The 22,797-nt window shown below is 70.6% G+C and carries 22 protein-coding genes; 13 read left to right on the top strand and 9 right to left on the bottom strand.

Translation table 11 applies throughout. The features are described from left to right. Positions 1–14: 14 nt before the first annotated feature. Positions 15–317, bottom strand: coding sequence for a hypothetical protein (locus I5071_RS28645; protein ID WP_236516260.1), 303 nt, complete (start codon positions 315–317; stop codon positions 15–17). Positions 318–338: 21 nt separating this feature from the next. After that, positions 339–1,211: a LysR family transcriptional regulator gene (locus tag I5071_RS28640; protein ID WP_236516258.1), complete on the bottom strand. Its 873-nt coding sequence runs from the start codon at positions 1,209–1,211 to the stop codon at positions 339–341. A 71-nt stretch (positions 1,212–1,282) separates the two neighbouring features. Here I5071_RS28640 and I5071_RS28635 point away from each other — a divergent pair, with 71 nt between their 5' ends. Next, complete coding sequence (locus I5071_RS28635; protein ID WP_236516256.1) at positions 1,283–2,119, top strand: MBL fold metallo-hydrolase; 837 nt, start codon at positions 1,283–1,285, stop codon at positions 2,117–2,119. A 213-nt stretch (positions 2,120–2,332) separates the two neighbouring features. Here I5071_RS28635 and I5071_RS28630 read toward each other — a convergent pair whose 3' ends face one another. Beyond that, a complete protein-coding gene (locus I5071_RS28630; protein WP_236516255.1) occupies positions 2,333–3,202 on the bottom strand; it encodes a pre-peptidase C-terminal domain-containing protein in 870 nt (289 codons plus the stop codon). A gap of 135 nt (positions 3,203–3,337) precedes the next feature. On the opposite strand from I5071_RS28630, the gene I5071_RS28625 reads away from it, so the two are divergent. The 5 genes from I5071_RS28625 to I5071_RS28605 all read left to right on the top strand — a co-directional run bounded on the left by I5071_RS28625 (position 3,338) and on the right by I5071_RS28605 (position 7,882). Beyond that, positions 3,338–4,387 carry an aldo/keto reductase gene (locus I5071_RS28625; protein ID WP_236516254.1) on the top strand — a complete coding sequence of 350 codons (1,050 nt, stop codon included), beginning with the start codon at positions 3,338–3,340 and terminating at the stop codon, positions 4,385–4,387. 18 nt (positions 4,388–4,405) lie between these two features. Continuing rightward, positions 4,406–4,846 carry an acyl-CoA thioesterase gene (locus I5071_RS28620; protein ID WP_236516252.1) on the top strand — a complete coding sequence of 147 codons (441 nt, stop codon included), beginning with the start codon at positions 4,406–4,408 and terminating at the stop codon, positions 4,844–4,846. A 78-nt stretch (positions 4,847–4,924) separates the two neighbouring features. After that, positions 4,925–6,022: a glycosyltransferase 61 family protein gene (locus tag I5071_RS28615; protein ID WP_236516251.1), complete on the top strand. Its 1,098-nt coding sequence runs from the start codon at positions 4,925–4,927 to the stop codon at positions 6,020–6,022. A gap of 34 nt (positions 6,023–6,056) precedes the next feature. Next, on the top strand, positions 6,057–7,043 hold the full coding sequence (locus tag I5071_RS28610; RefSeq protein ID WP_236516250.1) for a shewanella-like protein phosphatase: 987 nt from the start codon (positions 6,057–6,059) through the stop codon (positions 7,041–7,043). Between the two features lie 20 nt (positions 7,044–7,063). Next, positions 7,064–7,882 (top strand): hypothetical protein, encoded by an 819-nt coding sequence (locus I5071_RS28605; RefSeq protein ID WP_236516248.1) that lies wholly within the window; start codon positions 7,064–7,066, stop codon positions 7,880–7,882. Here I5071_RS28605 and I5071_RS28600 read toward each other — a convergent pair whose 3' ends face one another. Both I5071_RS28600 and I5071_RS28595 read right to left on the bottom strand, forming a co-directional pair. After that, entirely contained in the window at positions 7,883–8,563 is a 681-nt protein-coding gene (locus tag I5071_RS28600; RefSeq protein WP_236516247.1) for a phosphoribosylanthranilate isomerase, read from the bottom strand. A gap of 155 nt (positions 8,564–8,718) precedes the next feature. Further along, positions 8,719–9,201: a YajQ family cyclic di-GMP-binding protein gene (locus tag I5071_RS28595; protein WP_236516246.1), complete on the bottom strand. Its 483-nt coding sequence runs from the start codon at positions 9,199–9,201 to the stop codon at positions 8,719–8,721. 74 nt (positions 9,202–9,275) lie between these two features. Between I5071_RS28595 and I5071_RS28590 the strand changes: the two genes are divergently transcribed. The 3 genes from I5071_RS28590 (at position 9,276) to I5071_RS28580 (ending at position 12,528) form a co-directional block, all read left to right on the top strand. Next, positions 9,276–10,235 carry a sensor histidine kinase gene (locus I5071_RS28590; RefSeq protein ID WP_236516244.1) on the top strand — a complete coding sequence of 320 codons (960 nt, stop codon included), beginning with the start codon at positions 9,276–9,278 and terminating at the stop codon, positions 10,233–10,235. Between the two features lie 14 nt (positions 10,236–10,249). Further along, a complete protein-coding gene (locus tag I5071_RS28585; RefSeq protein WP_236516243.1) occupies positions 10,250–10,972 on the top strand; it encodes a response regulator transcription factor in 723 nt (240 codons plus the stop codon). Between the two features lie 116 nt (positions 10,973–11,088). Beyond that, positions 11,089–12,528, top strand: a complete 1,440-nt coding sequence (locus I5071_RS28580) for an MXAN_6577-like cysteine-rich protein (RefSeq protein ID WP_236516242.1) — start codon at positions 11,089–11,091, stop codon at positions 12,526–12,528. Positions 12,529–12,583: 55 nt separating this feature from the next. On the opposite strand, the gene I5071_RS28575 is transcribed toward I5071_RS28580, so the two are convergent. Further along, positions 12,584–13,921 (bottom strand): dicarboxylate/amino acid:cation symporter, encoded by a 1,338-nt coding sequence (locus tag I5071_RS28575; protein WP_236516240.1) that lies wholly within the window; start codon positions 13,919–13,921, stop codon positions 12,584–12,586. Between the two features lie 71 nt (positions 13,922–13,992). Here I5071_RS28575 and I5071_RS28570 point away from each other — a divergent pair, with 71 nt between their 5' ends. Beyond that, positions 13,993–14,991, top strand: coding sequence for a hypothetical protein (locus I5071_RS28570; RefSeq protein WP_236516239.1), 999 nt, complete (start codon positions 13,993–13,995; stop codon positions 14,989–14,991). Between the two features lie 30 nt (positions 14,992–15,021). Here the strand turns inward: I5071_RS28570 and I5071_RS28565 are convergent, their stop codons facing one another. Next, positions 15,022–15,543: a GNAT family N-acetyltransferase gene (locus I5071_RS28565; RefSeq protein ID WP_236516238.1), complete on the bottom strand. Its 522-nt coding sequence runs from the start codon at positions 15,541–15,543 to the stop codon at positions 15,022–15,024. Between the two features lie 63 nt (positions 15,544–15,606). On the opposite strand from I5071_RS28565, the gene I5071_RS28560 reads away from it, so the two are divergent. Beyond that, entirely contained in the window at positions 15,607–15,831 is a 225-nt protein-coding gene (locus tag I5071_RS28560; protein WP_236516236.1) for a DUF2188 domain-containing protein, read from the top strand. 46 nt (positions 15,832–15,877) lie between these two features. Here I5071_RS28560 and I5071_RS28555 read toward each other — a convergent pair whose 3' ends face one another. After that, entirely contained in the window at positions 15,878–17,254 is a 1,377-nt protein-coding gene (locus I5071_RS28555; protein ID WP_236516234.1) for an ATP-binding protein, read from the bottom strand. 38 nt (positions 17,255–17,292) lie between these two features. Next, positions 17,293–18,153: a hypothetical protein gene (locus I5071_RS28550; RefSeq protein ID WP_236516233.1), complete on the bottom strand. Its 861-nt coding sequence runs from the start codon at positions 18,151–18,153 to the stop codon at positions 17,293–17,295. A gap of 833 nt (positions 18,154–18,986) precedes the next feature. Here I5071_RS28550 and I5071_RS28545 point away from each other — a divergent pair. Both I5071_RS28545 and I5071_RS28540 read left to right on the top strand, forming a co-directional pair. Beyond that, a complete protein-coding gene (locus I5071_RS28545) occupies positions 18,987–21,074 on the top strand; it encodes an ATP-dependent nuclease (protein ID WP_236516231.1) in 2,088 nt (695 codons plus the stop codon). Beyond that, a complete protein-coding gene (locus I5071_RS28540) occupies positions 21,071–22,762 on the top strand; it encodes a UvrD-helicase domain-containing protein (RefSeq protein WP_236516228.1) in 1,692 nt (563 codons plus the stop codon). Before I5071_RS28545 ends, I5071_RS28540 begins: the two co-directional genes overlap by 4 nt. The last annotated feature ends 35 nt before the right edge of the window (positions 22,763–22,797 follow it).

Raw genomic sequence — 22,797 nt, 5'->3', positions numbered from 1 at the left:
GCAGCATATCCGCGTCAGGGCTCGACGCGCACCAACGTTCCGTAGATCGCGCTGCTGCCGATCCAGCCGTTCGTGCCGCCGCGGTTGTTGCCGATGAGGAAGCGCGGGCCCTGCACGGCCTTCACGAGGTGCAGGTACTGCGTGCCGTTCACCTTGCAGAGCACGATGTCGCCGGTGGCAGGGACGCGATCACCGATCGGCTCGATGGTACAGAGCTGACCGCTCTCGATGCGCCCTTTCATGCTGTGCCCGCGCGGACGGAACGAGACCGTCTCGCCGCGCTTCAATCGCTCGATGTGCCCTGTGGCCCAACCCATCGCGCGAGCTTCGCACGACCTTCAGCGCGCGGTCTCGCCCGCGAGCCAGCGCGTCACTGCGCGCACCCGCGGCACGCGCTGCCGCGATCGGTGCACGACGATCCACACGTCGCGCGTGCGGATGCTCGCGCCGCGCTCCACGCCGATCTCGCGCGGCGAGACCTCCACCACGTCGACGAGCCGCGGCGCCAGCGCGCGCGGGAGGATCGCGACGCCGAGCCCTGCTGCGACGGCGAGCGCGAGCGCCTCCACGTCCTCGACGAGCAGGCGCGGTGCACGTCCCGCGAACGCGCGCACCGCGTGCCGTTGCTCGGGGATCGTGGCGAGCGATCCCGCGAGACCGAGCCACGGCGCGCGCGCGTGCAGCTCGAGGCGGCGCGACGCGAAGTACCCGTACGTGATCGTCCGCCACCTTCGCGCGATGAGCTCTCCGCGCGAAGGGCGCACCATCCGCAGCGCGACGTCGGCATCGCCCGCGGCGAGGCTCGCGACGCGGTTGTCGGCGAGGAGCCTCAGGCGCAGGTGCGGATACGCGACGTGGAATTGCGCGAGGCGCGGCACGAGCTCCCAGCGCACGATCTCGCTCGTCGAGGTGACCGTCACTTCTCCGCGCAGCTCGGGCGTGTCCTCGAGCGCAGCCTCGGCGGCGCGCGCGGCGTCGAGCATCGGTCGCATCGCGGCGAGCACCGAGGCGCCGCGCTCGGTCAGCGCGAGCGGCGTGCTGCGCATGAGCAACGGCGAGCCCGCGCTCTCCTCGAGCCGCGCGAGATGACGGCTCGCGGTGGACTGGCTCACGCCGAGCGCCTTCGCCGCGGCGGTGACGCTCCCGAGGCGCGCGACCGCCTCGAACGTGCGCAGGTGATCCCACTCCATCGTGCTCGGGTCTCCGTGCATCCGGATTCGGATGGCAGCGTTCCGATCTCGGTCGGTGCCATCCGATCATGCATGGCGCAGGGTGGGACCGCATGGAGATCCGACAGATCCGCAACGCGACGCTCGTGCTCTCGATCGGCGCCCATCGCTTGCTCGTCGACCCGATGCTCGGCGCGGCGGGCTCGATGCCGGGGTTCCGGCTCTTCGGCAGCGGCGAGCGACGCAGGAACCCGCTGGTCGAGCTGCCGCGCGACACGCGCGCCTGGCTCGACGACGTCACCGCGGCGCTCGTCACCCACGAGCACCCCGATCACCTCGACGGCGCGGGACGTCGCTTCCTCGCGGAGCGGAAGCTCCCGGTGTGGGCGAGCCCGGTCGACGTCGCGAGCCTGCGCACGAAGGGGCTCGACGCGCGCGCGCTCGACGGGCTCGGCATGGACGTCGAGATCGTCCCGGCGCGGCACGGACGCGGCTTGCTCGGATGGATGATGGGCCCGGTCGCGGGCGTGTACCTCGCGCACGAGGGCGAGCCGAGCGTGCTGCTCACGTCGGACGCGGTGATGAGCGACGGGCTGCTCGACGCGATCGCGCGCCTGCGCCCCGACGTGATCGTCGCGCCCGCGGGCTCGGCGAACATGGGCGTCGGCGGCGACATCCTGTTCTCGATCGACGAGCTCGTGACGCTCGTGCGGCGCGCACCCGGCGTGGTGGTGCTGAACCACCTCGAGGCGCTCGATCACTGCCCGACGACCCGCGAGGCGCTGCGCGCGCGGATGCAGCACGAGGGCTTGATCGAGAAGGTGCGCATCCCCGACGACGGCGAGTCGATCGTGCTCGCGCGACGCCAGACGCCGGAGCGGCCGAGCGTGCGCCGCGTGTCGCCGGTCGGCGGGCTGCAGAAGTGGGTGGCCGCGCGCATCTCCGGGTGAGTCCCTGCCGGAGTGCTCGTCCCGCCGGTCCCGGACGGGAGCGTGCGAAGCGCGCGGACGGTAGGGACCGGCGGGCGAGCCGATTTGTTGAGGCGGAGTGCTCGTCCCGCCGGTCCCGGACGGGAGCGCGCGAAGCGCGCGGACGGTAGGGACGGGCGGGCGAGCCGATTTTTCGACCGTCCTTGAGACGCGCGCGCGGCCACCACACCGTGATCAGCGGATCGTCATCGTGTACGAGCCGGTCTGGCCGGGCGCGTACGTCGTGACCACGACGGTGTACGTGCCGGTCTCGGTCAGCGTCTCGATGATCTGCGCGTTCGTGCCGTTCGTGTCGTCGTTGTCGACCTGCGAGCCCGAGGGGCGGCGCAGGATCAGGTAGTTGTCGAAGTCACCCGTGCAGTCGATCTGCACGCGCTGGCCCGCGGTCCACGCGAACTCGTAGCTGTCGCGGTACTCGCCGCTCTGCAGCTGCGCGTCGCCGGGCCCGAGCGTGCCGCTGCGCACCTCGCCCGCGACCGGCGCGCCGCCGCCCGCCGCCGCGCCGAGCGACGCGGTGGTCACGGAGGCGAGCTCGGTGACGCCGAGCGTGTAGCTCGCGCCCGCGCCGGTCGGGCTCCAGGTGCCGACCCACACGCGATGCTGGCCGGGCCCGAACGCGCCCTGCACGACCGGGTTCAGTCCCTCGCTGTCGTCGTTGCAGAGGAACGTTCCGTCGGCGCGCTGCACGACGAGCGTCGTGTCGGCGCTCGAGCTCGCGAGGATGCGCAGGTTCGCGAACGCCGCGGTCGCGTTGATCACGAGGCTCGGCTGCGCGGGGATGTGACCGCGGCACTCGGGGCTCATCGTGTTCGCGGACACGGGGCCGCCCGCGGCACCGGCGGACACCTGCGGGTCGGGCATGAAGCCCGGCGCGAGCGAGATGGTGGCGCCCGGTGCGACCGGTGCGGCGACGGCGGTCGGCGCGGTCGCGACGGCCGGCGTGGGCGGAGGCGTGGGAGCGCTCCCCGGCAGGCCGCTGCCGCCGAAGCAGCAGCCGGATGCGATGGAGGCAGCGAGGCAGAGCAGGGTCCAGCGGCGCATCATGTCGTTCGGTCTTCCTTCCTCGGATCGATCGCGCGATGGTACGTCGGCAGCGCGTGCTTCGTCCTCTCGATCGAGCGCGAGCCGTTGACGCCCGTGCAGCGCGGCCCGAGGCTGCCGCACACCACGGAGGACGACATGACGCTGCGTTATCGACTGCTCGGGCGCTCGGGGCTGCGCGTCTCCGAGCTCTGCCTCGGTACGATGAGCTTCGGCGAGCAATGGGGCTTCGGCGCCGACGAGAAGACGAGCCATCGCGTGCTCGACGCGTACGCCGAGGCGGGCGGCAACTTCCTCGACACCGCGAACAAGTACCACGGGGGTCAGACCGAGGAGTTCGTCGGGAGCTGGCTCGAGGGAAAGCGCGATCGGAACGTCGTCGCGACGAAGTACACGCTCTCGATGGATCACTCGGATCCCAACGCGTCGGGCAACCACCGCAAGAACCTGGTGCGCTCGGTCGAGGCGAGCCTGGAGCGGCTGCGCACCGACTACGTGGATCTGCTCTGGGTCCACGCGTGGGACGACTGGACGCCGTGGCAGGAGACGATGCGCGCGCTCGACGACCTCGTGCGCAGCGGCAAGGTGCTCTACGTCGGCGTGAGCGACGCGCCCGCGTGGATCGTGTCGGCGGCGAACGTCGCCGCGGAGCTGCGCGACTGGACGCCGTTCGTCGGGCTGCAGATCGAGTACAGCCTGCTGCAGCGCACGCCCGAGCGTGATCTGCTGCCGATGGCGCGGCACTTCGGGCTCTCGGTGTGCGCGTGGGGGCCGCTCGCGGCGGGCGTGCTCACCGGCAAGTACACGCGCAGCGGGGTGCCGAACGACTCGCTGCGCACCCAGGGCAACGAGCAGCGCGGCCGCACGAACGAGCGCTCGCTCGCGATCGCGCGCGCGGTCGATGCGATCGCCGACGAGCTCGGCGTGACGTCGTCGCAGGTCGCGACCGCGTGGGTGCGCGCGCAGGGCTACGAGATGATCCCGATCCTCGGCGCGCGGAAGGTCGAGCAGATCGCCGACACGATGAAGAGCGTCGAGGTGACGCTGAGCCCGGCGCAGCTCTCGCGGCTCGACGAGCTCAGCCGCGTGGAGCTCGGCTTCCCCCACGACTTCCTCGCGTCGAACGGGGTGCGCGATCTCGTGCGCGGAGAGATCCGCACGCGCATCGACGGGCGCGTCGCGCGCTGACGCGGCACCCTCCGCGCGATGGACGAGCCGCGTCGAGAGGACTTCACGTTCTTCCATCCGCTGCGGGTGCGCTGGGCCGAGGTCGATCGTCAGGACGTCGTGTTCAACCCGAACTACTTCGTCTACTTCGACATCGCGGTCGGCGAGTACTGGCGCGCGATCGGGTTCCGATATCCGCAGGACCTCTCGGGCACCGACGTGTTCGCGATCGACGCGCGCGCGACGTTCCGCGCGCCGGCGCGCTACGACGACGAGATCGAGATCGGCTGTCGCGTGGCGCGGATCGGACGCTCGTCGAAGACGTGCGAGCTCGCGGTGTGGCGCGGTGACGAGCTCCTGACGACGGGGACGCTCGTCTACGTGCACGTCGAGCTCGCGACGCGGAAGAGCTGCGCCTGGCCCGACGCGGTGCGCGACGCGATCGTGCGCTTCGAGCGCGTCGCGCCGTGGAGCGTGTGATCACAAGAATGTGGGCGTTGTGTGCGCCTTCTCCGGCCCGATGCTGCCTCGTCGAGCCTTTCCGGGGAGGGCGAAATCGTGTTCGAGCCCATCATGCATCGCATCCGCGCTCGTCTCGCGGGTCCACCCGCGATCACCGCCGCGGCGACCGAGGTGATCGAGCTGCATCCCTTCGAGGAGCAACCCGTGTCGCCCGCGTTCGTGCTGCCGGGGCAGCTCCAGCGCGCGACCGCCACGCACGGGTTCACGACGCTTCCGTTCGAGCTCGCGCGCGTCGCGTCGGTGCGCACGTTCCACGCGCCGACGCTCGCGATGCGCTTCGAGAACGCGGTGCTGATCGACGGCGTGCTGTTCGCGAACGGCGCGCGCCACAACCTGGTGCTCGACCGAGAGCGGTTGATGCCGAGCTGGAGCAGGGTGCCCGAGCTCCACGGCGTGGCGTTCGCGTCGTCGGCGGTCGGAAGCCACTCGTTCGGGCACTTCATCGCCGAAGACTGCGCGACCGCGCACGCGGCGCGCGAGAAGGGCGTCGTGTACTTCGCGGCGACGCGCACGCCGAAGTCCGCGCACGCGCGCCGCTATCTCGAGATCTACGGGCTCGCACCGCTGCGCGAGATCGCGAACGCGCGACTCCACGACGTGTGGGTCTTCCAGGACTTCGCGATGAACGGCCACAAGCGCGCGCGTCTTCACGCGCTGCGCGAGCGCGTGAAGGCGATCCCCGCTGCTCGCACCGGGCACGGCGTGTTCTTCCGCCGGCGTAGCGGAGGTCAGGCGCGTCTGCTCGCGAACGAGGCCGCGCTCGAGGAGCGTCTCGCGAAGGAGGGCTTCGACGTCATCGACGTGATGCAGGAGGACCTCGACACGATCCTCCGGCGCGTGCGCGGTGCCAGCGTGGTGTGTGGCGTCGAGGGCAGCGCGCTGATGCACGGTCTCTTCGCGATGGCGGACGGCGGCGCGGTCGTCTCCATCCAGCCGCCGCATCGGTTCTGCATGGTGCTGAAGGACCACGCCGACGTGTTCGGGCACCACACCGGGATCGCGGTGGGGATCGGCACCGAGGAGAGCTTCGAGCTCCCCGAGCGAGATCTGCTGCGCACGCTCGACCTCGCGTGGGAGCGCGTCGCCACGAGCGAGCGCCACGTGAACGAGGCCCGGCGAGCTGCGTACGGGTGACGCCCACCGCGGGCGCGCGCTACGACTCGCGTCCATGTCGTCCGCACGCCCGCTCGCGATCGCCACGCTCTCGCTCGCGCTGATCGCGTGCGGCGCCGATGCGCCCGAGCCCGCTCCTCGCGCCCGAGAATCGAGCGCGCCGCGTCACGCCGAGCCCGCGGAGGTGCCGCCGCTCCCGCCTTCGACGTATCCGGCGCCGCCGCGCCTCGTCGCGATCGGAGACGTGCACGGCGACGTCGACGCGCTGCGCAGCGCGCTGCGTGCGGCCGGTGCGATCGACGAGCAGGGTCGCTGGAGCGGCGGTGCGCTCTGGATCGTGCAGGTCGGCGATCTGCTCGATCGCGGCGACACCGAGGACGAGGTGCTCGCGCTCGTGTCGCGCCTCGAGCGGGAGGCCGAGGCCGCGGGCGGACGCTTCGTCGCGCTGCACGGCAACCACGAGCTGATGAACGTGCAGGGCGACTTCCGCTACGTGACGCCCGACGGATTCGACGACTTCGGGACCTACGCGCGCGAGGCCCCGCCCGGTGCGGCGCGCTCGCGGATCCCGGCGCGCATGTTGGGGCGTGCGGTGGCGTTCGCGCCGGGAGGACCGATCGCCCGCGCGCTCGCGACGCGCAACACGGTCGCGGTCGTCGGGGACACGGTGTTCGTGCACGGCGGGCTCGCGCCTTCGCAGCTCGAGCGCGGCATCGATGCGATCAACCGCGACGTGCGCGCGTTCCTGCTCGGGGAGGCACCGCTGCCGCGCGCGCTCTCGGGCGAGGAGAGCCCGGTGTGGCACCGCGCGTTCGCGCTCGGGGAGGACGCGGAGACGTGCGCGACGCTCGCGCGCACGCTCGAGCGACTCGGCGTCACGCGCATGGTGATCGGGCACACCGTGCAGGACGAGGGCATCGGCTCGGCGTGCGAGGGGCGGGTGTGGCGCATCGACGTGGGCCTCTCGCGTCACTACGGCGGACCGATCGAGGTGCTCGAGATCGAAGGCGACGAGGTCGAGGTCCTGCGCGGGACGCGGTGATGGCGGTAGGCTCGGGCTCGATGGCGAAGGGCGAGACGTGGCTCGCGGTCGATCGCGAGGGTCGGGTCGGGCGATTTCGTCCGGGCCTCGAGGGCACGGTTCCGCGGCGCGCGCTCGCGCCAGCGCGTCGCGAGCGGCTTGCCGAGGCGATCGATCTCGCGTGTGTGGTGCGCCTCCTTCGCGAGCCGGCGCGCGAGCCGTTGCGGCCGGACGTGCTGTCCTCGGATCGTTTGCTCGTCGTGCTGCGCGACGACGCGCGCGAGCCTTCGCCCGCGGGCTATCGCGATCGCGCGGTCGGGACCGATCCGATCGAGCAGCAGCTCGCGCGTTTCTCGCCGCGGGTGCTGCGCGAGGAAGCGCCGCGCATCCTCGTGACGCGCGACGAGGTCGACGTGCCGGCGCTGATCGCGCTGCTGCGCGAGGAGCGCGTGCTCCACGCGCTCGCGATGCGCGACGTGCGCGCGATCGCGGCGAGCCTCGGCGCGTCGCACCCGTGCTTCACGTACGCGCACCTCGACGAGCGCCACGAGCGGGCGAGCACCTACGCGCGCGTGATGTCGGGCGCGGGGACGGCGCTGCACGAGTCGGAGATCCCGGAGCCCGAGCGCACGGCGCTGTGCGCGCTGCGCGTGCCGGTCTCGTTCAACGACGCGCGTGAGATCGAGGTCGAGGGGCTCGTCGCGGACGAGCTCCCGAAGGATCTGCTGGAGGCGCCGAGCGCCGATGCCGAGCCCGGCCCCGCGCCGGTCGCCGGACGTCCGGTGTGGGCCGCGTGGATCGGCATGGTGCTCGTGATGGCCGTGGTGCGCGCGCTCCTCCGCGCGCTCTTCGACTTCTGATCACGCGATCGCGGCGGCGAAGCGCGCGAGGCGCTCGGGCACCAGCGCGCCCTCGCTCGTGCGCAGCCCCGAGCACACGTCGAAGCCTGCGGGCCGCACCTGCGCGAGGGCGTCCGCGACGTTGTCGGGGCGCAGTCCGCCCGCGAGCAGCACCGGGGCGCGGCACGCGTGCACGATCGCCGCGGAGAGCGACCAGTCGTGCACGCGTCCGGTGCCGCCGAGCTCGGGGATCGCGGCGTTCGGTCGTCCCGAGTCGAGCAGGATCGCGTCGGCGGCGCCCGTCGCGTCGAGCCCACGCGCGACCTCGACGTCACGCGTGTCCTGCACGTGGATCACCGGCACGAGCACGAGCTCGGGGAGCATCGCGCGCAGCGCGCGGAGCGCATCGGGAGAAGGCGTGTCGACGATCTGCACGGCGCGCACGCCGGTGCGATCGACGTGCGCCGCGATCGCATCGGGCGTGCGCTCCGACGTGAGCAGGATCGCGATCGCGCGGTGCCCGACGTGCCGCGCGACGCGCGCGATCGTCGCGTCGTCGATGGGGCCGGGACCGCTGGGCATGCGTCCGACGAGCCCGAGGAGATCGGCACCGCCGGCGAGCGCGTGATCGGCGTCGAGCTCGTCGCGAACACAACAGACCTTGATCAGCGGGCGTCCATCGTCGCGCGGCGCGATACGCATGCGCGCAGGTCTAGCGCACCGGCGCCCTCTCGGGAGAGAGCAGGAGAGATTTCACCGCAGAGATCACAGAGGGCCGCAGAAATGCGACCCGAGGACCGTCCGAGCACGAGACCCCTCCCCGCGCCCCTCTCCGAAGCCTTCCCCGCGCGGAGATCTCATTCCCGGAAATTCACGAACTGCAGAGGCAGCCCAAAGTCCTGCGACTTCAGCAGCGCGATCGCCTCCTGCAGGTCGTCGCGCTTCTTCCCGGTCACGCGCACCAGATCGCCTTGGATCGCCGCCTGGACCTTCGACTTGCTGTCCTTGATCGCCTTCACGATCTGCTTCGCGCGATCCATGTCGACGCCTTCCTTGAGCTTGATCAGCTGGCGCCACGTCTGACCGGACTGCTGCGGCTTCTGGGGGTCGAGCGACTTCAGCGACACCTTTCGCTTCACCATCTTGTCCTCGAGCACCTTGAGCGCGCCCTCGACGCGCCCCTCGCTGCTCGAGCGGATCGCGATGCCGTCCTGGTTCTTCTCGATCTCGGTGCCGGTGTCCTTGAAGTCGAAGCGCGTCGCGATCTCGCGCTTGGCCTGGTCCACCGCGTTGTCGACTTCGTGGTGTTCGAGCTTGCTGACGACGTCGAAGCTGGGCATGCGCGGATCCAACCGCGCCGACCTGCCGCGCGCAAGCGCGTCCTGAGCTATAAGCATCGTCGAGCGTTCAACGCATGGCGCGCCGCGGAATCCGGTCGATCTCGGTGCCGATCACGTTCGGGGCGGTCACGGTCCCGCTCTCGGTGTTCCTGCTCGTGGGGTGGACCACCTTCACCGCGCGCAACATCGCGGAGAGCGGCGAGGTCGCGCAGAACGTCTGGCTCCTGATCCTCGGCGTGCTCTCGCTGATCGTCATCATGAGCGTGCTCGTGATGTTCTCGATCTTCCTGGTGCGCGAGATCCTCGAGGTGCGCCGCCAGGACTCGTTCATCGACTCGGTCACGCACGAGCTCAAGACGCCGCTCGCGTCGATCAAGCTCTGCCTGCAGACGCTCGAGCGCGCCGGGATCCCGCAGGACAAGCGCGCCGCGCTGCAGAAGATGATGCACGACGACGTCGATCGTCTCGCGACGTTCATCGACGACGTGCTCCAGGCCTCGCGCCTCGCCCACGACGACATGAGCATGGACGTCGACGAGGTGCGCCTCGCCGAGCTCGCGGCGTCGTGCGTGTCGGTGGTGTCGATGCGCCACAAGGTCCCCGACGGCCGCATCCGCGTGGAGGTCGATCCCGAGCTCGTGGTGTGGACCGATCACGCCGCGCTCGAGATCGTGCTGCGCAACCTGATCGACAACGCGGTGAAGTACTCGAAGGAAGGCGTCGACGTGCGCGTGGGCGCGCGCGTCGACGAGGTGCGCCGCGCGGTCTTCATCGAGGTGCACGACACCGGGATCGGCATCCCGCGCAAGGATCTCCAGCGCATCTTCCACCGCTTCTATCGCGTCGCGGAGGAAGGGGTGCGGGCGCGCAAGGGCACCGGGCTCGGGCTCTTCGTGGTCTCGGCGCTGGTGCGCAACCTCGGTGGCCACGTCGAGGCGGAGTCCGAGGGAGTGGGCAAGGGCGCCACGCTGCGCGTGCGGCTGCCCCTGCACGAGCACGAGCAGGGGTCGCGCGCGGTGGCGACGCCTGCGTGAAGGGAGCAGGAGGCTTGTCCGAAGAGCGCAAGGTCCCGCGGATCCTGATCGTCGAGGACGAGGATCACCTCGCGACGGGGCTCAAGCTCAATCTCGAGCTCGAGGGCTACGAGGCCGACGTCGCGTCGACCGCGCGTGAAGCAGCCGAGCTGCTGCTCGAGGCCGCGCGCTACGACGCGATCGTGCTCGACGTGATGCTGCCGGACTTCGACGGGTTCTCGCTCTGCGCGAAGCTGCGGCAGTCGGGCAACTACACGCCGGTGATCATGCTGACCGCGCGCGCCGCGGCGGAGGACCGGGTGCGCGGCCTCGAAGCGGGCGCCGACGACTATCTGGTGAAGCCGTTCGATCTGAACGAGCTGCTCGCGCGCGTGCGCTCGGTGCTGCGGCGCCGGCAGTGGGATCTCGGCAAGGAGAAGGAAGAGCGCGCGGGCTCGCGCACCGTCGCGATCGGCGAGGCGCGCGTCGACTTCGACTCGCACGAGGTCGTGGTGCGCGGCGCGCCGGTGAAGCTCACGCGGCTCGAGCTCGATCTGCTGCGCTACTTCGTCGACCACCCGGGCAAGGTGCTCTCGCGCGACACGCTGCTCGAGGAGGTCTGGAAGCTGCGCAACTACTCGACCGCGCGGACCGTCGACAACTTCATCTCTCGACTGCGGCGCCACTTCGAGAAGGACGCGCAGAACCCCGAGCACTTCGTCTCGGTGCGCGGCGCCGGCTACAAGTTCGTCCCCTGAGCGACCGCCCCGCGGGTGCTCCCGCCGCGGCCGAGCACTCCCGCTGCGGTGAAGGCCGCGCGACGTGCGGGACATGCAGGCTCCGACGACGGGCGAGTGCCCGTGGAGGGAGATGCATGCGGAGCTTCATCGCGCTCGCGCTCGGGGTGGTGCTCGCTCTTTCGGTCGTCGGCTGCGGCGACGACGATGACGGCGGCGGTACACCCGACGCCGGCGAGGGGCTCGACGCAGGCGGGATGGATGCGACGGTCGGCGCGGACTCCGGGGCGCCGCCCGACGGTGGGCCCCTCGCGTGCGCCGAGGGCGAGACCCAGTGCGGCTCGAGCTGCGTGCGCCTCGACGCCGATCCCGCGAGCTGCGGCGCGTGCGGCATGGCGTGCGCGAGCGGCGAGGTGTGCAGCCTCGGCGTGTGCAGCGACGCGTGCGAGACCGGCCTGACCGAGTGCAGCGGCGCGTGCGTCGACGTCGACGCCGACGCGGCGAACTGCGGTGCGTGCGATACCGCGTGCCGCGGCGATCAGCTCTGCGCCGACGGCGCGTGTGCGTGCGCGGCGGGACTGCGCGAGTGCGACGGGGCGTGCGTGGACGTCGCGGCCGACGCGGCGAACTGCGGCGCGTGCGGCACCGCATGCGCGTCGGGCGAGGTCTGCAGCGCAGGCGTGTGCAGCGCGGGCGGGTGCGCGACCGGATTGACCGACTGCAGCGGCGCGTGCGTCGACAGCACGAGCGACGACGCGAACTGCGGCGCGTGCGGCACCGCGTGCACCGGCGGGACGACCTGCACGATGGGCACGTGCGAGTGCTCGGGCACGCTCGAGCTCTGCGGCGGCACCTGCGTCGACACCACGGCCGACGCGGGGAATTGCGGCGGCTGCGGCATCGCGTGCGCCGCGGGCGAGGTGTGCACGGCCGGGGTCTGCGGCGCGACGTGCGGTGAAGGGACGACGCTCTGCGGACTGCGCTGCATCGACACCACCGCGCACGATCGGAACTGCGGCGCGTGCGGCAACGTCTGCGGCGGCGGCACGGTCTGCGAGGCGAGCGCGTGCGTCTGCCCGACCGGCACCGTCGCGTGCGACGGCGTGTGCGTCGACACCGCGATCGATCCGCTGCACTGCGGCGCGTGCACGAACGCGTGCGAGGCGATCGAGGTCTGCGCGGCGGGGGCGTGCACGTCGGAGTGCCCGGCGGGCACGACCAACTGCGCGGGCTCGTGCGTCGACGTGCAGACGTCGCTCGAGAACTGTGGCGGCTGCGGCATCACCTGCACCGGCGGCTCGCTCTGCGAAGCCGGCGTGTGCGTGTGCCCGGACACGTTCACGCAGTGCGGCAATCGCTGCACCGACGTGACGCGCGATCCGCGCAACTGCGGCGCATGCGAGAACGCCTGCGGCGTGGGCACGTGCGAGGAATCGGTGTGCGCGTGCGCGGGCGGCACGATGCTCTGCGACGGCGTGTGCGCGCCGGTGCAGCGCGATCCGATGAACTGCGGCACCTGCGGCAACGTCTGCGCGGCCGGCGAGCGCTGCCGCATGGGCGCCTGCGAGGCGCCGTAGCTCGAAGACTCTCGAAAGATCGGCTCGCCCGCCGGTCGAGCGCTCCGGCAAGGCCTCAGACGTCGAGCTTCGCGCTCTCTTCGGGGTTCGTGCCGAGCACGCCCTCCCAGCGCGCGATCACGACGCTCGCGAGGCCGTTGCCGATCACGTTGATGGTCGTGCGCGCCATGTCCATCACCTCGTCGACCGCGAGCAGCATCGCGACGCCCGCTTCGCCCGGAAGGCCGAAGCTCGCCGCGGTGCCCGCGATGATCACCAGCGTCGCGCGCGGCACGCCCGCGACGCCCTTCGACGTCAGCATGAACGCGAGGACCATCAAGAGCTGCTGCGAGATCGTCAGCTCGATGTGCGCGGCCTGCGCGATGGTCAGCGACGCGAGCACGAGATAGAGCGTCGAGCCGTCGAGGTTGAACGAATAGCCCGCGGGGATGACGAAGCTCGCGACGCGGCGCGGGACGCCGAACGCGATCACGTCCTCGAGCAGTCGCGGCAGCGCGGCCTCGCTCGATGCGGTGGTGAACGCGGTGAGCGCAGGCTCGCGGATCTGCCGCAGGAAGGGCAGCACGCGGATGCGCACGATCAGCATCACCGGCACCAGCACCAGCGTGAAGAAGAGGATCAGCGCGAGATAGAGACTGCCGACGAGGCGCGCGTAGCGGCCGAGCAGATAGAAGACGGCGGGCCATCCGTGCACGACGTGCCCGTCGACCTCGTGGCCCGCGGCCATGTGGCTCACGTTGTAGGCCATCGCGCCGAACACGCCGATCGGCGTCAGGCGCATCACGAGGTCGGTGTACTTGAACATCACCTGCGCGACGCTCTCGGAGAACGCCATCACCGGCGCGCCGCGCTCGCCCACGCGCGTGAGCGAGATGCCGAAGAGCACCGCGAACACGACGATCGGCAGGAGGTCCGCCTCGACCCAGTGCTTCGCGAGGTTCGACGGGAAGAGGTGCAGCGCGAGATCCCATCCGCTCTGCGCGGCCGCGGGCGCGACGCCCGACGTCGCCGAGAAGTCGATCGGCAGCCCGTCGCCGGGACGCAGCCAGTTCGCGACGAAGAGCCCGACGAAGAGCGCGATCGTCGTCACGACCTCGAAGTAGATCAGCGCCTTGGCGCCCATGCGCCCGACCGCCTTCAGATCGCCGGTCTGCGCGATGCCGACGATGATCGTCGACACGAGCAGCGGGACGATCAGCCCCTTGATCAGCGCGATGAACGCGCGCGAGCAGAAGCGGAAGATCTCGTACGCGATCGGGTGCTGGTCCTGTGGGTAGAACCCGCCGAGCACGACGCCCAGCACGAGCCCGACGACGATCCACAGCGTGCCGGAGCGGTACCACGGCTTCTTCGCGACGGGATGGATGGGCTCGGCGGGCGCGGTGCTCGACATCGCGCGGCACCTTAGCGCGTGCGTCGAAGCGGTGTCGCGATCGCGCTATATCGGCAGGTCGAGGGGGCTTCGTGCCACGACCATTCCGCTCCACGAACCGCTGGCTGGTCATCGCCGCGCTCGCGCTGTGCGGATGTGCCACCGACCTGGCCACGCCGGTGCAGATCGGGGACGACTTCGCCGAGCAGAGCCTCCAGGGGCCGCTGCGCACCGCAGGTCTCTACGCCGTCGGCACGCACATCCGGTTCCGCGTCGAGTCGTACGACTCGACGGGCCTGCCGCGCGAGCTCGTCGTGCGCAGCTCCGACCCTGCGGTGATCTCGATCGACGGAGCGCCCGATCCGTTCGTGGTCGTCGCGCGCGCGCGCGGCGTCGGTCGCTGCGAGCTCAACGTGTTCTCTCCCGAGAACGAGCTGCTCGCGAGCGCGCAGGCGGAGGTCCGCGAGGTCGCTTCGCTGTCGTTGCGACTCGGCTCGCTCGTGCACGTCGTGCCCGACGCTCGCGTCGCCGACGACGAGCCTCTGCTCGTGATGGAGCGGACCGCCGGGACGTTCGTCGTGGACTACCTCGACGCGTCGGGCGAACGACTCGCGGGCCGAGGGCTGCTCGAGGTCGGAGTCGACGAGGACGCGCCGGTCTCGGCGACGAGCGACACGAACGACGAGCGCCGCGACGAGCCGGCGATGGACGCGCTGATCGCGCTCGCGCCTGCCGCGATGGGCGCTGCCGAGGTCAGGCTCGGTGTGCAGGGTCGGGTCCTGGCGCGACGCACGGTCGAGATCGTCCCGAGGTCGTCGATCGTCGGGCTCGAGATCGTCGTCGACGAGGAGTCGCGCGCACCCGGTGACGACGTGCACCTCGTGACGCGCGTCGTCGACTCCGACGGGCGGTCCGTCGAGAGCAGCCTCGTCGCCGACTACGTCGTCGACAACGAGGACACCATCGCGAGCACCGAGAGCTTCGCGAGCCACCTGCGGTATCGGTTCGACGGCGAGCGAGAGCGACCGCTGCGCGCGAGCGCGCTCGGTCTCGAGGTGTTCGGCACGATCCGCGGGACGCCGCTGTATTGACCCCACGCTGCGCGCGGCGACGCGCCGTGATCAGCCGAGATCGCGCGCGAGGAACACGCGTCGCTCGACCGGATACCCACCCGCGAGCTCGCGCTGGAAGACGGTGCGCATCCCCGGCCCGATCTCGTGCTCGTCGAGCTCGCGGAACCCGAGTCGCAGGTACCACGGCCCGTTGAACGGCACGTCGCGCATCGTCGCGAGCGTCAGGCGCCCGAGGCCACGCGCGCGCGCCCACGCGATCGACGCGTCGACCAGCGCACGCCCGATCCCGCGCTGGCCGTGATCGGGATGCACGTCGAGCTCCTCGAGGTGCCCGTGCCAGTCGACGCGCGAGAGCAGCGCGAACCCGATGGGGAGATCGTCGTGATCGACCGCGAGCAGGAGGCGCTGCTCGCGTCGTGCCTCGTCCAGGATCGCCACGGGCGTGGTCGCGCTGCCGAAGAGCACGTCGAGGCCCCAGGGCGCGAAGAGGCGCGCTGCCTCGCGTTCGATGATCCCGAGCGTGGCGAGATCGTCATCCTCTCGCGCCGCGCGGATCGTGATGCGCGTCATGCCGACGAGCCTGTCACACCGAGCGGAACGCGCCGTGCCTATCTCCGCAGCGGAGGTGCGTTCATGGACGGCCGGACCGTGTACCACGTGGAGCCCGAGGACGATCTCTGGCGAGTGAAGCTCGCGGGCGACAGCCTGAACGAGTACGCCGACACCAAGGAGAGCGCGATCGCGCGCGCGAAGCAGCTCGCACGGCGCGCCCCGCGCGCCCAGGTCGTGATCTTCGACGAGGACGGCCGCGTCGAGCAGGAGATCTACTTCGACCCGACCACGGAGCGGAGCATCTAGATCTCCGCACGGGGTGAGGCTTCGGTGAGGGCGCGGGGCATGGGGCTCACCGAGGGCCTCGCGCTCTCCGGATCTCGCTCTGGGTCATCGGGCCGCGCAGGTACGACATGGCCCAGCGGGGCTGGAGCAAGCACAGCTCGGGCGCCTTCGCGTCGCGCACCACGAACCAGCGGTGCGAGAGCTTCTTCACCAGCGCGCCGAGCTCGCTCTTCTTCTTGTCCTCGCCGAGCCCTTCCATCACGCGGGCTCGATCGGCGTCGGTCTGGAGGCGTCCGAGCACCCACGTGCCTGCGTTGGAGAGCGCGCGATAGTCGAGGTCCATCGGGTTCTGGGTCGCGAGCACGCAGCCGACGCCATAGGCGCGCGCCTGCTTCATCAGGGCGACCAGCGGGCGTTTGGTCGGCGGGTTCGCGGGGTGCGGCGGGATGAAGCCGAACACCTCGTCGAACACGATCATCGCGCGCAGACGCGCGCTGCCCGGCAGGCTGCGCACCCAGGTGAGCACTTCCTCGAGCAGCACGCCCAGCACCAGCGCGCGCTCCTCGTCGTCGAGGTGCGCCACGCTCACGATCGTCGCCGGCGTCTTGCCGTCCACCTTCTCCATCCACGCGCCCACGTCGAGCTCGAGCCCGGTGCGCCACGACGCGAACGAGGGAGACGCGATCAGCGTGTTCAGATCCGCCGCGAGCTCGCCGCGCAGCCGCGCCGGCACGAACGCGTCGACGGCGAGCGCGCCGATGAACCCGATCGACGGCTCGAGGATCTCGGGGATCAGCGCGTCGAGCGTCGCGCTCTCGCCGGGTCGCAGCCGCGCCTCGGCGAGCACCGAGAGCAGCGCGTGCTCGCGGCTCTTTCCGGGATCGCCGTCGCGTCCGGTGAGCCGCAGCACCAGCGAGATCGCGGCGCTCAGCGCGGCGCGCGCGCCCGCGACGTCGTGATCCCAGCGCGACGATCGACGCTCGAGCGCGGAGAGCAGATGAAGCGGCTCGCCGGCGTCGGACCCCGGCGTCAGCACGCGCACCGTCGAGCGTGCCGCGAGCTCGGCGAGCTGATCCTCGCCGATCTCCCACGCACGAAGTCCCTCCTCGCGCTCGAGCGCCGCCTCGAGCACCACCGGCTCGTCGGCGACGCCGTCGTCGTCGCCCGCGGCGGGCTCGACCCAGGGCGCCATCAGCGCGGGATCGAACGACGGGAACGCGAGCGCGAGGTTCGGCAGATCGCCCTTCACGTCGATCACGAGCACCGGGATCTCGGCGCGCAGCGCCTCCTCGACCATCACGGTCACGAGCCCGGTCTTGCCGCTGCCGGTCATGCCCACGACCACCGCGTGCGTGAGCAGGTGGTGCGCCGGGAGCTCGAACGCGCCGAGCCCGTGTCGACCATCGATCGAGTGGCGCGCGCCGAGGCGAAGCCGAGGAGTCATCGTCGTCATCTCCCGAGGAGAAGAGGGCGTTCTCGAGGTCACTCGGTGAACGGACCGTCACCGATCGGACCGGGCGTCGGGATCGGCACGATGGGCGTCGCCGGCTGCGTGTCCTCGCCCGCCGGCGGCGTGTCGGTGCCGCGGCTGCCGGTGCTGCGACGGCGCCCCGACCAGAGCGAGGGCGCGATGGTGTCCGCGTCGCCCTCCCACCAGCGCACGTAGCTGAGCATCCGGCGGGCCTCGCCGTACGTCTTCACGAGCAGGCCAAGCGCGCGCGCGCGGATGTCGGCCGCGGGCAAGCGCGTCGAGCCCTGCTCGCGCGCGTTGAGGCGGTGCAGGAGCCCCGTCGCCCTGCGCTCCGCGCGGTCGATGTCCTCGACCGTCAGCGGCGTCTTGCCGCGCACCGTCGCCCAGCTCTCGCGCAGCAGCGCGACGAGCACGAGCGTGCTGGTGATGACGGTGCGATAGCCCTGGAGCGGACGACCGAGGTCGACGCGAGCGGGGTCGAGCAGCTTGCGGTTCGCGAGCGAGTCGCAGTCGGTCAGCAGCAGCTTGTGGTCCTGCGCGAGCTCGGCGAACGGCTCCGCCATGTCGCTCGCCGAGTCCGACGCGGTGAGCTCGACGTCCGCCTGCACCGCGGCGTGCGCGACGACGAGCAGATCGTCGATGATCGCGAGGCCGTCCTCGCCGAACTGCGCGCCGATCGCGGCGCGGTGCTTCGCGATGCGCGGAAGGCTGCCCATCACGATGCCGGCGGCCGCAGAGGGCTCGAGACCGAGGACGCTCGGCAGCTCCGAGGGCTGCACGCTCGCGAGCAGCTCGCGCTTGCGGTCGAGCGCTTCCTTCGGCGTCGGAGACGCGGGGCTGAAGATGATCTCGTCACGAGGACTCTCGGGCACGGTGTCGCTCCTTCGTTTCGTCGCGCTCGGGTGCGCGAGTGCCCGGATGTCGGCGTGAGGGGAGCGGCGTTGTGCGCGAGGAGCGAAAAAAGATCGGGAGCTGGTGAGTTGGGTGTCAGCGACCCCAGAGGACGATTTTGAAATCGAACTTTGGGTGTTGGTGACCACAGAGGACGATTTTGAAATCGAACTTTGGGTTTGGTGACCACAGAGGTCGATTTCGAAATCGAACTTTGGGTGTCAGTGACCCCAGAGGTCGATTTTGGAATCGGCGGGCGCGTGTCGGAGACGCCGCGATCGATTCCAGAATCGGCTCGCGGGTCTCGGAGACGGTGTGGTCGATTTCGAAAAAACGCGGAGCGCGTGTTCGGCACGCGAGGTGGCGTGGGTGTCGGCGACACGCGGAAGGAAATCGCCCTGCCACGATTCGCGGTCCTGTGGCGGTGAACGCGAGCGCCTCGACCGCGACGCGCGAGAACGGTGGCGCCCTTCGCGGTGGACGGTCGCGAAGAAGTACTCGTCGTGTTCGTCGACGACGATGCCGTGGATCAGCGTGCCATCCGCGTTGACCTACGCGATCGCCCGCCGGGCGCCCCCCCCGTTGGCATCGTTCTGTCAGTAGAGCTGGCTGAAGCGCGGTCGGGTCGGCGAGGACGGTTACGAGTGTGCTGGCGGGCCACAGGTCCGAGCCCGGATGGGCAACGCAGCGGAGCCCCCGATGGCGAGCAGCCATCTCGCGCCGGTGCGGTGGCCCTGTCTCAATCGATCGCGCTGACCTGCCGCGCGGGTGCGCCCCCTTCCAGGTCCGCCGTTTTTATGCAGGATATTCGGACATGTACCTGCGCCGCCTGAAGCTGACGAACTTTCGTTCGTGCGCGTCCACGGAGGTTCCGTTTGACGAGACGGTGACCGTTCTCGCCGGGGAGAACAACGCGGGTAAGAGCAACGTCATCGATGCCCTTCGTCTCCTGACGGCCCCATCCGACGCACGCCGCACGCGGTTCGTTGGCGCGGAGGATGTGCGCCTCGGAGCGACGGACCTCAAGCTTGCGATCGAGTTCGCCGGGCTCGACCCCGCGCAGTGCGGCATCTTCTTCAGCGCGCTGTCGTCGAACGGCGCCACCGATGCCTCGTGGCAATACGCCTGGGCTCCGCCTGCGGGCACAGCGCGCCGTCGATCGGCCACGTGGACGGTTGGGCCGCGCGAGCACCCGGAGACGGAGCCGGACATCCGAGACTTCGTTCGGCACGTCCACCTGCCTGCCCTGCGAGATGCCGACCGGGACCTCGCATCGAGCAGCCCTGGCCGAATCGAGTTTCTCCTCCGCCAACTGCTGCTCGGCGACGAACAGAAGCGAGAAGCGCTCCTTGGGAGCGCTCGGACTGCGTCCGCGGCGGTTCTCGGCCAACCGCCGCTGATTGAGGCGCAGAAGCGGGTGCGAGATGCGTTCGCACCTCTGACGGAGGGCTTTCACCCGCACGAGGCCCATCTGAGATTCGCAGACCCGACGCTCGTCGGGCTCGCCAGAGATCTCCGGTTTGCGATCGCCCAGGAAGGCATCGATCCCGCGAAGCTCGGACAGACTGGGCTCGGCTACTCAAACCTCCTCTATCTCGCGAGCGTGCTGGTGGAGTTGGAGGCGGCGAAGGATGCGGAGCTGACGTTGCTGCTTGTCGAGGAACCCGAGGCGCACCTCCACCCGCAGCTTCAGCGCGCGGTGCTTGGCTTGCTCGAGCAGCGCGCCAAAGACTCAGCACGACCCTCCACGCCCGGAACACACGCCGGGCGGATCCAGGTGATCGTCACGACGCATTCGCCGAACCTGACGGCGGCGACGTCCGTGCGACGAATCGTGGTGCTGCGCGCAGCGCACCCCACGAAGCCGCCCGCCGTTGCGCCGACTGGGTCGGTGGCTGCCGACGCTTCATCCCCGTCGGACTCGCCCGAAAGTTCCGGCACGAACGAGGGCGGTGAACCGGCCACGAAGCCGAACGTGTCAGCGCCGGGCGTCGTGCTTCCCGTATCTCCCGCGACCGCGCCGCCCTTGCAGCCGTCGGCCCCGGTGCTCCCGACTGCCGCGACATCGGGTGAGACAGTGGCGGTCGCCATCGCGGAACTCGGGCTGGATGTCGACGCCCAGCGGAAGATCGACCGCTATCTCGACGTGACGAAGGCGTCGCTCCTCTTCGGACAACGGGTCCTGTTGGTGGAGGGGATCGCGGAGGCGCTGCTCATGCCGGCGTTCGCCGCGTGCGTGCTCAGCAAAGCGGAGATTGCACGCTTCCGGTCGGCCGCGCTGCTTGCAATCGACGGGGTCGACTTCGAACCCTACGTCCGCCTCCTCCTGACGGGCGCGGGGCAGCCGGTGACGCGCCTCGCCGAGAAGGTCGTGGTCCTGACGGACGAGGATCCGAGCGAGCCGTCGACCGCGGAGCCGCCGGAGCCCGACGGTTCGGGTGGCGCCGCTGCGAGCGCCGTGGCCGCTCCTCCCGTCGCACCCATCGCGAAGCCGGCGGCGGGAAGAGCGCGCGCCGACGAGCTGTTGGCCTTGGCCAAGGAGCTCGGCGCGGCAGATAGGCTCCACGTCGCCATCACACCGCGCACGCTCGAGGCGTCGCTGGTGTCCGACGCTCAGACCGGTGCGGCGGCGTGCGACGTGCTGAAGGAAGCCTTCGCGGCGTGCGTCGGTGCGAGGGGACGCGATGGGCGGGAACGCGAGTGGAAGAGCCGGATCGCCGATCTCCCGCTCGCCACACGGGGCGAAGCGCTGATCGACTGGATGACGTCCACCAAGACGCGGAAAGGCGATTTCGCGCAGATTCTGGCCGGGCTCATAGACCGCGACGCCGAGGCGAACAAGCTGTTCGCGGTCCCTCCGCACATCGCGAGCGCCCTGCGTGCGCTCGTCGCGACGTCATGAGGCTCACGCCGGAACAATTCGCCGTCGTCGAGTCCGAAGGCGACGTGTACGTTCGCGCGTGCCCGGGGGCCGGTAAGACGCGCACGCTCGTCGAACTCGCTAAGAGGTTCACGACGCGTGCCCCGCGTCGCGGAGTCGCGTTCCTGTCGTTCACCAACGCCGCAGGCGCAGAGGTTCGTCAGCGGCTGACGAGCGATGCTCCCCACCTCCTCCGAGCACCGAGCTACGTCGGAACGTTCGACTCATTCCTGATTCGGTATGTACTGGGTCCCGACGGCCTGAGTACCGCACCGAACGCTCGCGTGCAGTTCTGCGAGACGTGGAACGATACGGTCGGGCTCAAAAGTGTTAGCGCGGGGTTTCCGCTCGATCTCTTCGTACCGGACGGAGTGGGGGGCCTGAAGCTCGACGACGCTCGTGCAGACCATGTCGAGCGGGCAGTTCTCAAGAAGCTCACGGATGACCAGCGGCGGCAGCTCATCTGGGTCGCGGAACGGAAGCTGAAACCCTTTCTTAGTCGGGGGGTCGTGACCTCGCCGTTTCTCCGAGCAGAGGCGGCAACCAGACTCTCCGTTGCGCCAGCCGGTCTTCGCGTCGCCCACCGCTTCCAGCTCGTACTCGTTGATGAAGCCCAGGATTGCGACTCTGTCGACCTTCAGATCGTGTCAGCACTCCGAGGTGCTGGATGCCGCTTGGTAGTCGTCGCGGATCCAGAGCAGGGCATCTTCCGGTTTCGGGGCGCCGACCCGCTCGCGATCGGGACTCTCGGGCTGGCCGAGCTCGCGCTGACGGGGAACTTCCGCTCCACCGCCTCGATCTGCGCGGCGAGTGCGAGCCTTCGGGCGCATGAACTGCCGCCCGACACGCCACAGGGCGAGCCGCGGCCCGAGCATCCCGTCCAGCTTCTCGTCTACGAAACGAGCGTCGGTGCCGAGGTTGGGGCGCAGTTTTCCGAGCTGCTCAAGCGACACAAAGTCGATCGCGCGAATGCGATCGTCGTCGCGCACCGGGATGAAGACGCGCGGCGCGCGGTGGGTGCCGAACGCGCGCATGATTCGACCGCACGCGGCGCCGTGCTGGCGCGCGCCGTCTCGCCGGCCGCTTCCGCGGACGACCGAGCGGCAGGTGTTCAGCGCATCGAGGAGGTCTTGCTGTCGTCGCTCGGTGAAGTTGCTCCGGGCGAGCCAGCCGCTCGGTGGTGCCGCGTCACCGCTCGCCAGATTCTGGGCACGGTAGCGGCTGGCGATGCGACGCGAGGGGTGTGCGCCCGTGCTCGCGACGCGCTCTCGTCGCTAAGCCCCCCGGAATCGACTGCCTTCGTCGAAAACCCGCGAAAGCTCTTCAATGCGAAAGAGCCGAAGGGCGATCTGTCGCGGGCCCGCATGTCGGTTGAACTTCGCTTCTCGACGGCCCACGGCGTCAAGGGCCGGGAGTTCGATGCTGTTCTCGTCGTGGTGCCGAACAGCACGCGTCTCGGCGAGCTCCTGAGTGCCTGGAGGGATCGCGAACACGGACACGACGGACGCGCGGTGCTGTACGTCGCCGCTACGCGCGCGCGTACCCTCCTCGCGTTCGCGGTTCCGCGGCACGCGGCATCCGATGTCGCGGGGTTGCTGACGCGGCGAGGCGCACGCGTGGAGCAGATCGTGTGCTCCGCCGTGTCAACCCGGGAGGACACGCGGCGGTAGCGGCGGGGCCCGCCGCTACCGCCGCGCGCTTGATC

This window comes from Sandaracinus amylolyticus (assembly GCF_021631985.1).
Classification (GTDB): Bacteria; Myxococcota_A; Polyangia; order Polyangiales; family Sandaracinaceae; genus Sandaracinus; species Sandaracinus amylolyticus_A.
This window is presented reverse-complemented; position numbering and strand designations above follow the sequence as displayed.

Bases quoted from the DNA above. Each gene is read 5' to 3' on its own strand.
- I5071_RS28560 (WP_236516236.1), top strand. From the start codon at position 15,607: ATGGACGGCCGGACCGTGTACCACGTGGAGCCCGAGGACGATCTCTGG.
- I5071_RS28635 (WP_236516256.1), top strand. From the start codon at position 1,283: ATGGAGATCCGACAGATCCGCAACGCGACGCTCGTGCTCTCGATCGGC.
- I5071_RS28565 (WP_236516238.1), bottom strand. From the start codon at position 15,543: ATGACGCGCATCACGATCCGCGCGGCGCGAGAGGATGACGATCTCGCC.
- I5071_RS28580 (WP_236516242.1), top strand. From the start codon at position 11,089: ATGCGGAGCTTCATCGCGCTCGCGCTCGGGGTGGTGCTCGCTCTTTCG.
- I5071_RS28590 (WP_236516244.1), top strand. From the start codon at position 9,276: ATGGCGCGCCGCGGAATCCGGTCGATCTCGGTGCCGATCACGTTCGGG.
- I5071_RS28540 (WP_236516228.1), top strand. From the start codon at position 21,071: ATGAGGCTCACGCCGGAACAATTCGCCGTCGTCGAGTCCGAAGGCGAC.
- I5071_RS28575 (WP_236516240.1), bottom strand. From the start codon at position 13,921: ATGTCGAGCACCGCGCCCGCCGAGCCCATCCATCCCGTCGCGAAGAAG.
- I5071_RS28630 (WP_236516255.1), bottom strand. From the start codon at position 3,202: ATGATGCGCCGCTGGACCCTGCTCTGCCTCGCTGCCTCCATCGCATCC.
- I5071_RS28600 (WP_236516247.1), bottom strand. From the start codon at position 8,563: ATGCGTATCGCGCCGCGCGACGATGGACGCCCGCTGATCAAGGTCTGT.
- I5071_RS28545 (WP_236516231.1), top strand. From the start codon at position 18,987: ATGTACCTGCGCCGCCTGAAGCTGACGAACTTTCGTTCGTGCGCGTCC.
- I5071_RS28595 (WP_236516246.1), bottom strand. From the start codon at position 9,201: ATGCCCAGCTTCGACGTCGTCAGCAAGCTCGAACACCACGAAGTCGAC.
- I5071_RS28605 (WP_236516248.1), top strand. From the start codon at position 7,064: ATGGCGAAGGGCGAGACGTGGCTCGCGGTCGATCGCGAGGGTCGGGTC.
- I5071_RS28640 (WP_236516258.1), bottom strand. From the start codon at position 1,211: ATGCACGGAGACCCGAGCACGATGGAGTGGGATCACCTGCGCACGTTC.
- I5071_RS28620 (WP_236516252.1), top strand. From the start codon at position 4,406: ATGGACGAGCCGCGTCGAGAGGACTTCACGTTCTTCCATCCGCTGCGG.
- I5071_RS28645 (WP_236516260.1), bottom strand. From the start codon at position 317: ATGGGTTGGGCCACAGGGCACATCGAGCGATTGAAGCGCGGCGAGACG.
- I5071_RS28610 (WP_236516250.1), top strand. From the start codon at position 6,057: ATGTCGTCCGCACGCCCGCTCGCGATCGCCACGCTCTCGCTCGCGCTG.
- I5071_RS28555 (WP_236516234.1), bottom strand. From the start codon at position 17,254: ATGACTCCTCGGCTTCGCCTCGGCGCGCGCCACTCGATCGATGGTCGA.
- I5071_RS28625 (WP_236516254.1), top strand. From the start codon at position 3,338: ATGACGCTGCGTTATCGACTGCTCGGGCGCTCGGGGCTGCGCGTCTCC.